Source organism: Vibrio sp. Sgm 5 (genome assembly GCF_026241575.1).
GTDB lineage: Bacteria > Pseudomonadota > Gammaproteobacteria > Enterobacterales > Vibrionaceae > Vibrio > Vibrio jasicida.
This window is the reverse complement of the sequence record NZ_JAPHPY010000012.1, coordinates 112849-126204: the sequence shown is the minus strand read 5'-3', so window position 1 is coordinate 126204 and position 13356 is coordinate 112849. Positions and strand designations below refer to the sequence as shown.

16 protein-coding genes are annotated in these 13356 nt (G+C 45.2%); 7 read left to right on the top strand and 9 right to left on the bottom strand.

Annotation, left to right across the window (positions count from 1 at the left end; translation table 11 throughout):
* Nucleotides 1–118: 118 nt before the first annotated feature.
* Nucleotides 119–589, bottom strand: coding sequence for a thioredoxin-dependent thiol peroxidase (gene bcp / locus OQJ86_RS09450; RefSeq protein WP_038864763.1), 471 nt, complete (start codon nt 587–589; stop codon nt 119–121).
* Between the two features lie 15 nt (nt 590–604).
* Entirely contained in the window at nt 605–1147 is a 543-nt protein-coding gene (locus OQJ86_RS09445) for a glycine cleavage system protein R (protein ID WP_038864765.1), read from the bottom strand.
* 409 nt (nt 1148–1556) lie between these two features.
* Here OQJ86_RS09445 and dapA point away from each other — a divergent pair, with 409 nt between their 5' ends.
* Nucleotides 1557–2435 carry a 4-hydroxy-tetrahydrodipicolinate synthase gene (gene dapA / locus OQJ86_RS09440; protein ID WP_104042173.1) on the top strand — a complete coding sequence of 293 codons (879 nt, stop codon included), beginning with the start codon at nt 1557–1559 and terminating at the stop codon, nt 2433–2435.
* A gap of 66 nt (nt 2436–2501) precedes the next feature.
* Nucleotides 2502–3521 (top strand): outer membrane protein assembly factor BamC, encoded by a 1020-nt coding sequence (gene bamC, locus OQJ86_RS09435; protein ID WP_063344124.1) that lies wholly within the window; start codon nt 2502–2504, stop codon nt 3519–3521.
* A gap of 122 nt (nt 3522–3643) precedes the next feature.
* Here bamC and OQJ86_RS09430 read toward each other — a convergent pair whose 3' ends face one another.
* The 4 genes from OQJ86_RS09430 to OQJ86_RS09415 are packed head-to-tail and all read right to left on the bottom strand — an operon-like array spanning nt 3644 to nt 6092.
* Nucleotides 3644–3850, bottom strand: coding sequence for a DUF2897 family protein (locus OQJ86_RS09430; protein ID WP_038864771.1), 207 nt, complete (start codon nt 3848–3850; stop codon nt 3644–3646).
* The gene (locus OQJ86_RS09425; RefSeq protein ID WP_045421116.1) at nt 3847–4545 is read right to left on the bottom strand and encodes a M15 family metallopeptidase; all 699 of its coding nucleotides are present in this window, start codon (nt 4543–4545) and stop codon (nt 3847–3849) included. Before OQJ86_RS09425 ends, OQJ86_RS09430 begins: the two co-directional genes overlap by 4 nt.
* 41 nt (nt 4546–4586) lie before the next feature.
* Nucleotides 4587–5723, bottom strand: a complete 1137-nt coding sequence (gene dapE / locus OQJ86_RS09420) for a succinyl-diaminopimelate desuccinylase (protein WP_039976994.1) — start codon at nt 5721–5723, stop codon at nt 4587–4589.
* Between the two features lie 18 nt (nt 5724–5741).
* A complete protein-coding gene (locus tag OQJ86_RS09415) occupies nt 5742–6092 on the bottom strand; it encodes an ArsC family reductase (protein ID WP_038879202.1) in 351 nt (116 codons plus the stop codon).
* Between the two features lie 303 nt (nt 6093–6395).
* Between OQJ86_RS09415 and OQJ86_RS09410 the strand changes: the two genes are divergently transcribed.
* Nucleotides 6396–6683: a winged helix-turn-helix domain-containing protein gene (locus OQJ86_RS09410; RefSeq protein WP_038864778.1), complete on the top strand. Its 288-nt coding sequence runs from the start codon at nt 6396–6398 to the stop codon at nt 6681–6683.
* Between the two features lie 38 nt (nt 6684–6721).
* On the opposite strand, the gene OQJ86_RS09405 is transcribed toward OQJ86_RS09410, so the two are convergent.
* On the bottom strand, nt 6722–7054 hold the full coding sequence (locus tag OQJ86_RS09405) for a DUF4156 domain-containing protein (RefSeq protein ID WP_038864781.1): 333 nt from the start codon (nt 7052–7054) through the stop codon (nt 6722–6724).
* Between the two features lies 1 nt (nt 7055).
* Nucleotides 7056–7409, bottom strand: coding sequence for a DUF2956 domain-containing protein (locus OQJ86_RS09400; RefSeq protein WP_045421118.1), 354 nt, complete (start codon nt 7407–7409; stop codon nt 7056–7058).
* A 142-nt stretch (nt 7410–7551) separates the two neighbouring features.
* Between OQJ86_RS09400 and OQJ86_RS09395 the strand changes: the two genes are divergently transcribed.
* Nucleotides 7552–8037, top strand: coding sequence for a DUF2919 domain-containing protein (locus OQJ86_RS09395; protein WP_038879208.1), 486 nt, complete (start codon nt 7552–7554; stop codon nt 8035–8037).
* Between the two features lie 41 nt (nt 8038–8078).
* Entirely contained in the window at nt 8079–8981 is a 903-nt protein-coding gene (locus OQJ86_RS09390; protein ID WP_038864787.1) for a Dyp-type peroxidase, read from the top strand.
* 77 nt (nt 8982–9058) lie between these two features.
* On the opposite strand, the gene melR is transcribed toward OQJ86_RS09390, so the two are convergent.
* On the bottom strand, nt 9059–10069 hold the full coding sequence (melR, locus tag OQJ86_RS09385; RefSeq protein ID WP_265987562.1) for a transcriptional regulator MelR: 1011 nt from the start codon (nt 10067–10069) through the stop codon (nt 9059–9061).
* A gap of 328 nt (nt 10070–10397) precedes the next feature.
* Between melR and OQJ86_RS09380 the strand changes: the two genes are divergently transcribed.
* Entirely contained in the window at nt 10398–11750 is a 1353-nt protein-coding gene (locus OQJ86_RS09380; protein WP_265987561.1) for an alpha-glucosidase/alpha-galactosidase, read from the top strand.
* An 88-nt stretch (nt 11751–11838) separates the two neighbouring features.
* Nucleotides 11839–13263: a melibiose:sodium transporter MelB gene (gene melB, locus OQJ86_RS09375; protein ID WP_045421120.1), complete on the top strand. Its 1425-nt coding sequence runs from the start codon at nt 11839–11841 to the stop codon at nt 13261–13263.
* The last annotated feature ends 93 nt before the right edge of the window (nt 13264–13356 follow it).

The window sequence follows — 13356 nt, the reverse complement described above, 5'->3', positions numbered from 1 at the left end:
GTTTAAACTACAAACCATCCTTGAAGGCTACGAACTCGCAATGTCTCTTGATCACTAGACTTGTGATCAAGAGACAGAGCGATTGCTGGGCTTTTTGGTATTTGGATGAAAGCTAAGCTTACGCGTTTTCTTTCAAGTAGTTCACAACCACTTCGTGGTGATCTTTGGTTTTGAACTTGTTGAACACGTGCTCAATCACGCCTTCTTCGTTGATTAGGAAGCTGATGCGGTGAAGGCCATCGTACACTTTACCCATGAACTTCTTCTCGCCCCAAACGCCGAATTGGTCTGCAACTGCATGATCTTCGTCTGAAAGTAGCGTGAAGTTTAGCTCATCACGCTCGATGAATTTACCAAGGCGTTTTACTGGATCGATACTTACGCCTAAAACGACAACGTTGTGTTCATCTAGCGCTGCTTTTACATCACGCAGACCTTTTGCCTGGGTCGTACAACCCGGCGTCATCGCCTTAGGGTAGAAGTAAAACAGAACTTTTTTACCTTTAAAATCACCTAAAGAAACGGTGTTGCCATCTTGGTCGAGCAAAGAGAAGGCTGGCGCTGGCGAGCCTGCTGTCAGCGTATTCATTATTATTTCCTTTACTTATAGTGTGTTTTTAATGAAATTCAGAGAACCTTGTACGTTGAGCGTATGACAAAGTTCATCGAATTCTTCTTGCAGTTGCATCAGGTTACAGTCTGCACTCACTGATGCAGTGATTGCGATGTGGAATTGATCCGCATCGAGCTGAATTTTTGATTTACTGATGGTTTGCGCACTAAGAGAATGTAGGCCAATCTGTTTATCAGCGAAGAACTGAGTGAATTTTTCAGTAAGACCGATCCGGTCCTCAGATTCAATAAACACTTCCATGGTGTAGCTGTTGTCGAGCAACTCGTGCGCCGACGTTCGCTTCATGATGGTAATAAGGTCATGTTCTTGCCCAAGCAGTGGCAATTGTGTCTCAACACGGGTGACATTACTGGCATTCCCAGTAAGTAGCATAATGAGGGTAAATTCGTTACCAAAGATAGCGATACGGCTATCGACAATGTTACAGCCAGCAAGAGTGACGAGCCTAACCACTTGGTTACATATGCCCGGACGATCCGTTCCAACCGCTGTAAGTACCAGATGTTGCTTCATAAATGAGCTTCTTGTCCTTTCTTTCAATAGAGAGATGTTAGCACAGATACAACAGAGAAATGTCGAGTCAGTTCTTTTTTTAAACTCATGGAAACGCTTTGTTGATTATGTGAACACTTTGGTTGTTGAGCACTCTATTAATTCACTCAGTGCTGACTTGAGCTTAAAGGTGAAAGAGTATATTCCGCGGCTAATTTAAGATGGCAAGCTGAGCTGGGTAATGGCTTGCCACAAGACAATACGATTATCAGAATGGCTGGAATTGAGAACAAAATTCACAATTTAGTTGCGAGACCTCTAACAACTGGTAATTATTCATTCATTTGTACTTTGTAAGCGAGTTTACGCTCTTGTGTTTGTCAATCGCATTACAGTACCATGCAGAAAGAGTAAATTGAGGGAGATAAACATGTTTTCAGGAAGTATCGTAGCGCTGATTACACCATTTAAGCCAGATGGTGAAGTAGACTTTGATGGTCTGCAAAAGCTTGTTGAGTACCATGTAGAAGCAGGTACCGACGGTATTGTGGCAGTAGGCACGACAGGTGAGTCTGCGACTCTGACCATTGAAGAGCATGTAAAGGTCGTTAATAAAATCGTTGAGTTTGCAGACGGTCGTATCCCAGTGATTGCTGGTACGGGCGCAAATGCAACCCACGAAGCAGTTACGTTTAGCAAATTATTAGCGGATTCTGGTATCTCTGGTTACCTGAGTGTGACGCCTTACTACAACAAACCAACACAAGAAGGTTTGTTCCAACATTACAAAGCTATTGCTGAAGCGAGTGATGTACCTCTAATTTTGTACAATGTACCAGGTCGTACTGCAGTAGATTTATTGCCTGAGACAGTGGCACGTTTGTCAAAGCTTGATAATATCGTGGCATTAAAAGACGCAACCGGTGATTTAAGCCGAATTGCACTTCACCGTGAACTTTGTGGCGAAGATTTTATCTTACTAAGTGGTGATGATGCGACTGGCCTAGAATTTGTTAGACTTGGCGGTCACGGCGTTATCTCGGTAACGAATAATATTGCGGCTAAAGACATGGCTGACATGTTCCATTTGGCAAGTGAAGATAAGTACGAAGAAGCAGAAGTTATCAACCAACGTTTGATGACACTGCACAAAAATCTGTTCGTTGAATCAAGCCCAATCCCAGTAAAATGGGCAGCACATAAGCTTGGTTTGATTGAAGAAGGTGGTTTACGCCTTCCTCTTGTCGAGCTTTCTGAAAAATCTCAGCCAGTTGTGGAACAAGCGTTAACAGACGCCCGCATTTATTAAGATTGAGTGACTAGGATTGAAGTTCATGCTGGGGGCAAGTACGCCCTCAGTGTTTTAGGAGTATAAATGAAGCTTTCAAGCCAGTTAGTGTTAAGCTCACTAGCTGTATTCGTATTGACTGCCTGTTCAGGCGGTGCCAACCAACGTCGTCAAGCAAAAGACGACTTCGAGTATTTGAACACCCCATCTCTGGAAGAGTGGAGTGTACCCGCAGGTGCTGTTCCTCAGTTTTACCCTAACTACCGCATTCCTCAAGGAAACTACAGCGGCGGTATTGGTAAAAACGTGGATATTCGCCCACCTCAACAAGTACTGGAACTGATTCCTGGCGCTCGTCTTGATCGTAGCAGCGACGGTGAAGTGACACTATGGCTGCTTCGCAAGGATGAATTGGATAAAGTTTGGCGAACGGTTCAAGAGATGGTTTCTGAGAACAAGATTCCTGTAGAAAGCCAAACTGACAACCGCATTGAAACCGGTTGGGTCACTTGGAACTCACCAGACGAAGAGATGGAAATCGGTAGCCGATACGAAATCACTCGTGGTGAGGTGAATGGTCGTCATGGCTTTAAGGTTAGCTTGATTGACTGGCGCGAAGGCAACCAAGTCAAAGAAGTGACACGTACTAACCGTGAGCGTTACAACGTGTTTATGACTAACTTGGTAACGGCGCGTTATGATCAACACGTTCGTGAAGAAGCACAGCGTAAGGCGCAAGAGCTTGTGAAGCACATCCCTATCACAATGGGTAAAGATCGCAGTGGCCTGCCAGTGATCATCGCTCGTGCTCAGTACAATGTGGTTTGGAATCGTCTACCAGATACGCTACCTAAGATGGGCTTCAAGATTGAAGAACGCAGCCAATCTCAAGGTACGGTGACCGCGAAGTACGCATCTCCAGATGATGAATTCTGGAATGACATCGGCGTGAAGCCAGTTGACCTAGCCCCAGGTAAGTACACTTTCCTATTGGGTGATTTAGGCAACCGTACTTCAATCAACATTACGGACTCTTCTGGTAAGCCAGTAGAGGAAGAATTCTTAAAATCACTAGCGCCAGTATTAGCCGCGGTTGTGAAAGACTAGCTACAATTGTCTTCAAGACAGATAAACGAAAGGGACCTCAGTGGTCCCTTTTTTGATCTTCTGAATACGATGCCTTGGTCTAATGTTCAGTCTACGATTTTGAGTGAAAGAGCACTCTTAAATTAACGAGGTTCGTCTTTCTTCTTTTGGCCTTTATCGTCGTAGCGTTCTTTGTCTAGCTCATTCAGTTTGTCTAAATCGTTCTTACGACCTTTATCCATCTGACCAAACTTCATCTTAGCAGTGTACTTAAGCGCAGCAATATTACCGACAACGATGCTGAGTACTATGATGATAATGACCCAAGGGTTGGTTAGCAGTTCTATCATAGAGCCTCCGGCGGCGTGATATTTTGAATGAATCGTTCTACGACGTTATCCAAATTATTCAGTATGACTTCAATCCCTGCAATGCTATCGATCTGATTTTGCTGCTTCAGCTGAGTTTTTAGCAGCGCAGGCGTTAGGTGCGCGAGGCACTGTTGTCCTACTGCTTTATGGCTAATGTGCCAAGGTTCGATAGCGACACCACCTAAGTCTTGTTGATAAGGAAAGAAAAAGCCAAATGAGCCAAGGTTAGCGGCTAACCATTGATAGAATGCACGCTGGTGACCATCAAGGTATTCCCAAGGCTCTAATTGAAGCATGGTGTCTTGTGGCAATAAGTTGCGAGCATAAACGTCAAAGTCACAGCCCCAGTGATGACGACTGCCACCGGGCAGAGCTGACCAACGCAGAATCGCCATGAGCTTTTCTTCGTCACCTAACTCTGCTTTGCTAAGAGGCTGGGAATTCGAGTCAAGAATTGGCAATTCACCAGAAAACTTACCGTTCCAAATGGCTTTTTGGCGATGAAAATCACGAAAGCCGCTGGCAATTTCCATCTTAAAGCCGGCTTCGGTTGCCGCTTCAATCATCTTAAGCAAATCGTCAGCCACTTCAGGATGAAGCATAAAAGCCTTTTGTCCGACTAAGGTAGATTGCAGATGCGAATCGGTGATTCCGGTAAGTTGCTCTGGTGTCATGGTGTTCTCGTTAAATACGTTGTTGTACGCTCTTATGCGGTTTATTTTGCTAACAGGTGCTTCAATGTATTTTCGTACATGTCAGTCAGCTTCTCTAAGTCGTCAACTTTCACGCACTCGTTCACTTTATGAATCGTTGCGTTTACTGGGCCAAGTTCTACTACTTGACCACCCATGCGGGCGATAAAGCGGCCATCCGATGTGCCGCCAGTTGTCAGCAAGGCTGGTTTTGTGTTGTTAACTTCATCCACTGCTGCAACTACGGCATCCAGTAGCGCACCAGTATCTGTTAAGAACGGGTCGCCGTTGAACGTCCATTTTAAGTCGTAATCCAATTCATGTTTGTCTAACGTTTTTGTTACGCGTTGAACGATGATGTCGTTGCTTAGCTCGGTGCTAAAGCGCAGGTTGAACTGAACATTAAACTCGCCAGGAATGACGTTAGATGCACCAGTACCTGCTGAAACGTTCGGGATCTGGAAACTGGTTGGAGGGAAGTAGTCGTTACCTTGGTCCCATTCGGTTGTCGCGAGTTCGTGAATCGCCATTAGAGACTGGTGAACGGGATTGTTTGCTAGGTGAGGGTAGGCGACATGACCTTGTGTCCCGTTTACCGTTAGGTCACCGGTGATCGATCCACGACGACCATTTTTCACCACATCGCCAACGACTTCTGTACTTGAAGGTTCGCCTACGATACACATATCGATGTTCTCACCGCGTGCCATTAGGGTTTCAACCACGCGAACGGTGCCGTTAATGAATGGGCCTTCTTCGTCAGAAGTGATCAAAAAGCCAATAGAGCCTTTATGGTTTGGGTTTTCTGCGATAAAACGTTCTACCGCTACCACCATGCAAGCCAATGAGCCTTTCATATCTGCCGCACCGCGACCATGTAAGTAACCATCGATAATGGTTGGTTCAAATGGGTGAGTGTCCCATTGCTCTAGCTTGCCCGCAGGTACCACATCGGTGTGACCGGCAAAAGCAAACAGTGGCGCTTCTGTACCACGTCGAGCCCAGAAGTTTGTGGTGTCTTCAAACACCATCACTTCGATTTCAAAACCTAGTGCTTTTAGGCGTTCGATCATTACATCCTGACAGCCTGCATCTTCAGGCGTTACGGACTGGCGGCTGATCAGGTCTTTAGCGAGTGCCAGTACTGGACTGTCTGTCATCCTTGAGTATTCCTTACATTAAGAGTTAAAAATGGTCGCGTATTGGTCTGCTTTGAAACCGATATGAAGTTGATCTTGCACTTTCAAGATTGGACGCTTAATCATTGCTGGGTTTTCCACCAATAGAGCAATCGCGTTCTCTGCGTTTAGTGAATCTTTCTGTTCTTGAGTCAGTTGGCGGAAAGTCGTGCCGCGTTTGTTGAGGACTTGTTCCCATCCCAAGGCGTTACAAAATTCAGTAACCATTGCAGCGTCGATACCTTGTTTACGGTAATCGTGGAAATCAAATGCTACGTTTTCTGCTTCTAGCCACTTTTTGGCTTTTTTAATTGTGTCGCAGTTTGGGATGCCGAACATGGTGATCGTCATATTAATTCCTTTTCTTTTTGTTTTTTACTCATCGGTTTGCGTTATGAATGGTCGATGTAGCGTTGTTTTTGGCTGTTTAAGCATCCTATCAAGAAGCAACCAAACTGACAAAATGATGCAGACAATATTTCGCGTAACTTTGCTCTGTTTCGTTTGAGTTAGTAGCTCAATCCACCACCAAATGGCATCCAGATTGATAAAAAACTCGGCTAAATAGCACGGAAAAGTCGAGTTATTGATCAAACGCAACATCTCTCTGGGCAAAAAAGAAATAATGAATCAGCACAATTTTAGGAGGTGTCAATGGAATTGAGTCCTGTTTTTGCAAGGCGGCTATATTTGGCCTTGTTGGTGGAAAACCTAGAAAGGCCAAATGTACCAAAATTGATCGAAAGAACGGGGTGGCCTCGTCGTACTATTCAAGATGTACTCAAGGCATTACCGGGGATCGGCATCGAGCTTATCTTCGTTCAAGATGGCCGACGTCATAATGACGGCTATTACCAACTTTCAGATTGGGGGCCTTTTGATGTTCAATGGGTTCTTGAGCGGGAAGGAGATATCGCTAGCAGTCTTGGATTTCGTGCATAAGCCAGCAATAGCTGGCTTTTTTTACATTCGAAATAGACCTACTGGCAGCGGTAGGCAACACCTAGCACGCTAAATGAAGTGACAAAGTCTTGAGGGGAGATCATAAACACCGTGTCCGCGCCTATGGCAGATGCCTTGTTTTTTAGGTCATGCATTGCGCCCTGCATCATTGCGTCATTAGTGTAGAACAAGTAACTATACCAGTGCCCCTCACTGCCTGTTACCTCACCTAGGTATTCACAATGTTGTGGGTTAAATTGGCTATCAATGCGAATTTGAACACTGTCACTTGGTATAGAAGACAAAGTCGAAGGCGTTGAGCATCCCATCAAAGCCAGTGCGATGCTTCCTGTCATCACATAACGAAACATGTTATCTCCCCATTACGATATAGGCGGCAAAACCAATCCAACTAAGAACAAGTAACGCCCACGGCAAGATGGTTGGTTTGGTTGCTGGTTCTTGAACCGTTCCCATTTCTTGCTCAGCAGTATCTTCATGTTGGCGCTGCTTTTCTCTTTGCTGTTTTTTCTTCGCTTTATCGGCTTGTCGATTGCGTTCTTTCTGTTGCTTCTTGTACTGAGCAATGCCTTTTTCGATGCCTTGAGCGACCAATCTGGTTTGCTCTTTGGTTTGGCCTGGCTTCTGTGTAGCTTTCGCAATTTTCATCGCTTCAGTTTGGGTTTCTTGGGAAGGAACGGGTGCTGTTGTGTTTTTCTTTTTCATATTTTTTCGACGTCGCTGTAAATCTAACCTTAGTTTACCTGCGTAAGATGACGAAATGAACTTTAGTTCTCATGTTTGCGGTGTTGCAACTCTGAAGCGATCGGTTAAAGTGGCATTTTTATGAAACTAAGAAGACGATATTGTGCGTTACTCATTCGATCAGTACGACGCTCATGGATTTTTGAAAGCGCCAATTATGTTATGGCTAGGATGGATGTTCCTAGCGCGCTCTTGGGTGGTGTTTGCCATGGCAGGAGTGAGTAGAGACAGCGGTAGCAAGATACTATCGATTGTTTACCCTGACTCTAATACGTTATACCTCGGGCTATCGATGGGTATTCCAAGCCTGCTATTGATGTGGCTGATGGGCTTGCGTCATCCTGACAGAGGTTGGGTGAATCAAATTACTCAGCATGGTCGTGCGATGACTTTGATCTTGTGCGGTATTCAACTGGCGCAGACCATGTATCATGTCTATCTCGAACATGGTGTTTTCAATTGGGCGAACGCGCTTACAATTACCTTGTTAACTTGGTTTATGATCTATCTTTTTAATGGAAGATGGGTAAAAGACTGTTTCCACGTGCCACAGGTTGAGCACAAAGAAGAACAGCCAGCAAAAAATTAAAACAAAGCTCCCGCAAGGGGCAATGTATAGAGGAAATCTCAATGTCACAAGCTCAAACGGCGATTGTGCCTGAAGCAGGTCCATTTGCACTTTACACTCAGTTGAAAGTGAACCAAAACCGTGAAAACGTGTTGGCGAAACTGAAAGCGCTTCCTGAGCTAGTAAAAGAGCTCAATGCGAGCCAACCAGGTGCAGATCTAACCCTTTCTATCGCATTCACCAAATCTTTTTGGCAGCACCTAAACATGCAAATGCCAGAAGAGTTGATTGACTTCCCTCAATTGGGTGAAGGCGACATCGTAGCGCCTGCGTCGGACGTAGATGTTCTGATCCACTGCCACTCAACTCGTCATGATTTGCACTTCTACGTTCTACGTAAGTTCTTAGTAGACACCGCAGAAGACGTGACAGTGGTTGATGAGACATACGGTTACCGTTACCTAGATGCTCGTGACATGACAGATTTCGTTGACGGCACTGAAAACCCGAAAGGCGATGCACGTGCGGACGTTGCGTTGATCAAAGACGGCGCTTTCGCTGGTGGTAGTTACGTGATGGTGCAACGTTTTGAGCACAACCTACCTGCATGGAACCGCCTGAACGTATCGGCGCAAGAGAAAGTGATTGGTCGTACTAAACCGGATTCTATTGAATTAGAAGATGTACCTGCCGCTTCTCACGTTGGTCGCGTAGACATTAAAGAAGAAGGCAAAGGCCTCAAGATTGTTCGACACAGCTTGCCATACGGCACGGTAACTGGCGCACACGGCTTGTTGTTCATCTCTTACTGCAACAACATCCACAATATCAAAGTGATGCTTGAGAGCATGTACGGTGTGACAGATGGTAAGACTGACCAACTGCTTCGCTTCACTAAAGCGGTAACAGGTGCGTACTTCTTCGCTCCTTCACAAGAAATGCTAGCGGAATTGGCGATTAAGTAATTCTTCGCTACCCTTCCAATGATTAAAAAGGCAGAGTGATCTGCCTTTTTGTTTCCCCTCATTCTTGCCTGATAAGACTAACTGACTGTCAGTGGTCTTTTGCCATCAATGGCGCCTTTCTCTAGTTCGTAAAGTGGGCTGGTACTGTGACTGCTCCAGCGATGATCTTCGCGTGACTTCTTGCGATATTGCGTTGGCGTTACACCAATATAATTCTGAAAAGTCTCATAAAATCGGCTGCTAGAATTAAAGCCTACCGTTAAAGCGATATCTAAAATTGTCCGGTCAGTATCACTCAACAGTGCTCTGGCGTGGTTAATCCGCATTGCCGTGATGTATTGCTTGATGGTCATCTGCATGGTTCGTTGGAACACGTTCATCGCATAATTGGTGTGCAGTCCAATGTGTTCTGCAATATCTTTTATCGTGATCGGCTGGTTATGATGGGTGGCAATGTATTCCAGCATTTGACTGACGTAAAACTGCGAATGTTTAGATACGCCTTTTTTCGTCGATTTCTCTTGTCGATTAACGATCAGTTGTTCCCAGCCATCTAGGCTCATCCTTTTTAACATGAGTCCTATTTCATCTATTGCCAATTGCTGGCGGCTTTCTGAAGGATGGGTCATTTCCTCGGCCCAACGAGCTAGCTCAAATTCACTGACTAGTGAGTTTGCACTCGACTGTAATACGCAACCATGGGTGATTTGATTAACTAAGTCCCGATTTAACGTCCACGACATAAAGTGATGAATAGGGATATTGATGATTCCCATGTTATGGCTATGCCCTGGGTTCGTTAGTCGATGCGGGACAGAAGCCCAAAACAGACCGATTGAACCAGCTTTCACAATCACAGGGCTGCCGTTAATGATGTACTCGACATCATCGCCAAAAGGAATGTTCACCTCTACTTGTCCATGCCAGTGATAACCCGGCATAGAGTGGGGCGGCCTAAGCTCGATATCGATTTTTTCATAGGATGAGTACAGCGAAAGTGGGCTTACAGAAACCGTTTCGGAAGAATACTTATCTTGAATCACGACTTTCAATGTATCTAACTCTGCCTTGGACTCTACCTTCGTCATCGCCCACCTCTTAGGAAACTGTATAAGTTCTTTGTACTAAATCTGTTGAAACAAAACTCAGAACAGCTTCAAAAACACCGATTACTCTGTTTTATAAGATTTTGGTTATGTGACTTAAATCGCCGTGCTAGCAAGCCTCAGTGTATCTTCCCACCTTTTTTATCCGTGATTTACACAAAAATATCCCATTTCCTAAGAATTTTTATTGGTTGATTTTAAATATTAGGAAACGGGAGAGTGATTGGTTTATCTGAGACGAATTCGGCCTTGCGACAGGTGTAACTTAAATGCATCGAAACAAAAGTATGAAAGCAAAAAGGATTCAACTATGAAAAGCCCTAAAATCACATTTATCGGTGCGGGTTCGACGATTTTTGTGAAAAACATTCTTGGCGATGTGTTCCACAAGCCAGCGTTCAAAGGGGCGCAAATTGCCTTGATGGATATTGATGAACTCCGTTTAGAAGAGTCACATCTCGTTGTAAGCAAGTTAATGGAGTCATCCGGTGCTACGGGCACGATCACTTGCCACTTAAACCAGAAAGAGGCATTGCAAGGCGCAGACTTCGTGGTTATTGCGTTCCAAATTGGCGGTTATGAACCATGTACCGTGACGGATTTTGAAGTCTGTAAGCGTCATGGTTTAGAGCAAACTATTGCGGATACATTAGGCCCAGGCGGCATCATGCGCTCACTTCGCACCATTCCGCACCTTTGGAGCGTATGCGAGGACATGACGGCGATCTGTCCAAACGCTACCATGCTTAACTACGTTAACCCAATGGCAATGAACACTTGGGCGATGTACGAGAAATACCCTCATATCAAACAAGTGGGTTTGTGCCATTCCGTGCAAGGGACGGCGGAAGAGCTGGCTCGCGACCTTGATATCCAATACTCAGACCTTCGTTACACCTGTGCAGGCATTAACCACATGGCTTACTACCTGACGCTCGAAAAGAAAAACGAGCAGGGGGAGTATGTCGACATTTATCCTGAACTGCTTAAGGCATTTGAATCGGGCAAAGCGCCGAAGCCGGGTTTGCACCACAATGGTCGCTGCACCAACCTAGTCCGCTACGAGATGTTTAAGAAGTTGGGCTACTTCGTAACGGAATCTTCAGAACATTTTTCTGAATACACGCCATATTTCATTAAGCCAAATCGCCCAGATTTGATTGAACGTTATAAAGTGCCACTTGATGAATATCCTAAACGTTGTGTAGAACAAATTGCAGACTGGAAAAAAGACCTCGAAGACTTCAAAAACGCGGATCAAATCACCGTCAAAGAGTCGCATGAATACGCGAGCACTATCATGAACTCGATTTGGACAGGCACGCCGAGTGTTATCTACGGCAACGTGAAGAACGAAGCGTTGATTGACAACTTACCGCAAGGTTGTTGTGTGGAAGTGGCTTGTTTGGTGGACGCAAACGGCATTCAACCTATCAAAGCAGGACGCTTACCAAATCACTTAGCGGCATTAATGCAGACCAACATTCATGTTCAAACGCTGCTGACAGAAGCCATCCTCACGGAAAACCGTGACCGCATTTACCATGCCGCCATGCTTGACCCTCACACTGCAGCAGTGCTTGGACTCGAAGAGATTTATGCCCTTGTTGATGACTTGATAGAAGCACACGAAGGTTGGTTGCCAGCGTGGGTGCATCAGTAAATCCAGACTCACAAAACCAATATCAATAAAAACGACAATAACGTGAATATACTGCGCCTTCTCGATGAGGGGGCGTAAGGAGTAACAAATGAGTATCTCTATGAATACCAAGCTGAGCTACGGCTTTGGCGCATTTGGTAAAGACTTCGCTATCACCATCGTTTACATGTATCTGATGTTCTATTACACCGACGTTGTTGGCCTCTCGGCTGCTGCGGTGGGGACCATCTTCTTAATCGCGCGTATTTGGGATGCTGTGAACGATCCGATTATGGGCTGGATCGTGAATAACACCCGCTCTCGTTGGGGTAAGTTTAAACCTTGGATCTTAGTCGGCACGCTCACCAACTCAGTTGTGTTAATCATGCTGTTTAGTGCGCATCACATAGAAGGGCCATGGCTGATCGCTTACGCCGCGGTTACTTACATCTTATGGGGCATGACTTACACCTTGATGGACATTCCTTTTTGGTCACTGGTTCCGACATTAACATTGGATAAACGTGAACGTGAAGAGTTGGTTCCTTATCCACGATTTTTTGCCAGCCTTGCATGGATTGTTACCGCTGCTATTGCTATGCCGTTTGTGAATTATGTTGGTGGCGACGACAAAGGGTTTGGTTTCCAAGTGTTTGCCATTTTGCTTGTCGGTTGTTTCCTCGTATCCACTTACGTCACGTTACGTAATGTGAAAGAGCGTTACTCAACCAGCAACCTTGACGTGACGAAGCCTGAAGAAAAAGTCTCACTGAAGAAGCTCCTTTCTCTTATCTACAAAAATGACCAACTGACCAGCGTGCTTTGTATGGCACTGTCATACAACCTCGCTACCAACATCATCACAGCCTTTGCGGTTTACTACTTCACCTATGTAGTCGGAAACGAAGAACTTTTCCCTTACTACATGGCTTATGCTGGTATTGCGAACCTAATTACACTGGTGTTGTTCCCTAAATTGGCGCAAATGTTCTCACGTCGGGTTTTATGGGCGTGCGCATCGAGCTTCCCGATCCTAGGCAGTGCGGTACTTATCTATGTAGGCATGTACGACAAACAAAGCATTCTGCTGATTTCTACTGCGGGCGTGTTATTGCAAATCGGTACGGCGCTATTTTGGGTACTCAACGTCATTATGGTGGCGGATACAGTGGACTATGGTGAGTACAAACTGGGATCTCGCTGCGAAAGTATTGCTTACTCAGTACAAACGCTGGTGGTTAAAGCAGGGTCTGCTTTTGCGGCTTTCTTTATTGGTATCGCACTTACCGCAGTGGATTATGTACCGAACATGGAGCAAAGCCCTGAAACCGTGTTTGGCATGCAATGCATCATGGTTGGTTTGCCTGCGTTCTTCTTCGCTATCGCTTTGGTTGTGTACTTCCGCTTCTACAAACTCAACGGTGCTTACCACCAAAAAATTCAGGATCATCTGACCGAGAAATACGACCATATTGTGGCCAATGATTCTGATGAGAAAACGAAAGTCTCTCCAGAATCCATTCAAGCGGTTTAACGCACCTTACAGCTATTAAAAATTAACATGCCGGTGTCTTCATTTCATGTCGCCGGCAGCATCCCGAATAAACGTTATCCAATAACCACGCTA

What these genes read in the sequence shown, in the direction of transcription:
- OQJ86_RS09445 (WP_038864765.1), bottom strand. Translation starts at nt 1,147, where the DNA reads ATGAAGCAACATCTGGTACTTACAGCGGTTGGAACGGATCGTCCGGGC.
- OQJ86_RS09410 (WP_038864778.1), top strand. Translation starts at nt 6,396, where the DNA reads ATGGAATTGAGTCCTGTTTTTGCAAGGCGGCTATATTTGGCCTTGTTG.
- dapA (WP_104042173.1), top strand. Translation starts at nt 1,557, where the DNA reads ATGTTTTCAGGAAGTATCGTAGCGCTGATTACACCATTTAAGCCAGAT.
- melB (WP_045421120.1), top strand. Translation starts at nt 11,839, where the DNA reads ATGAGTATCTCTATGAATACCAAGCTGAGCTACGGCTTTGGCGCATTT.
- OQJ86_RS09405 (WP_038864781.1), bottom strand. Translation starts at nt 7,054, where the DNA reads ATGTTTCGTTATGTGATGACAGGAAGCATCGCACTGGCTTTGATGGGA.
- melR (WP_265987562.1), bottom strand. Translation starts at nt 10,069, where the DNA reads ATGACGAAGGTAGAGTCCAAGGCAGAGTTAGATACATTGAAAGTCGTG.
- OQJ86_RS09390 (WP_038864787.1), top strand. Translation starts at nt 8,079, where the DNA reads ATGTCACAAGCTCAAACGGCGATTGTGCCTGAAGCAGGTCCATTTGCA.
- OQJ86_RS09380 (WP_265987561.1), top strand. Translation starts at nt 10,398, where the DNA reads ATGAAAAGCCCTAAAATCACATTTATCGGTGCGGGTTCGACGATTTTT.
- dapE (WP_039976994.1), bottom strand. Translation starts at nt 5,723, where the DNA reads ATGACAGACAGTCCAGTACTGGCACTCGCTAAAGACCTGATCAGCCGC.
- bamC (WP_063344124.1), top strand. Translation starts at nt 2,502, where the DNA reads ATGAAGCTTTCAAGCCAGTTAGTGTTAAGCTCACTAGCTGTATTCGTA.
- OQJ86_RS09430 (WP_038864771.1), bottom strand. Translation starts at nt 3,850, where the DNA reads ATGATAGAACTGCTAACCAACCCTTGGGTCATTATCATCATAGTACTC.
- OQJ86_RS09400 (WP_045421118.1), bottom strand. Translation starts at nt 7,409, where the DNA reads ATGAAAAAGAAAAACACAACAGCACCCGTTCCTTCCCAAGAAACCCAA.
- OQJ86_RS09425 (WP_045421116.1), bottom strand. Translation starts at nt 4,545, where the DNA reads ATGACACCAGAGCAACTTACCGGAATCACCGATTCGCATCTGCAATCT.
- OQJ86_RS09415 (WP_038879202.1), bottom strand. Translation starts at nt 6,092, where the DNA reads ATGACGATCACCATGTTCGGCATCCCAAACTGCGACACAATTAAAAAA.
- bcp (WP_038864763.1), bottom strand. Translation starts at nt 589, where the DNA reads ATGAATACGCTGACAGCAGGCTCGCCAGCGCCAGCCTTCTCTTTGCTC.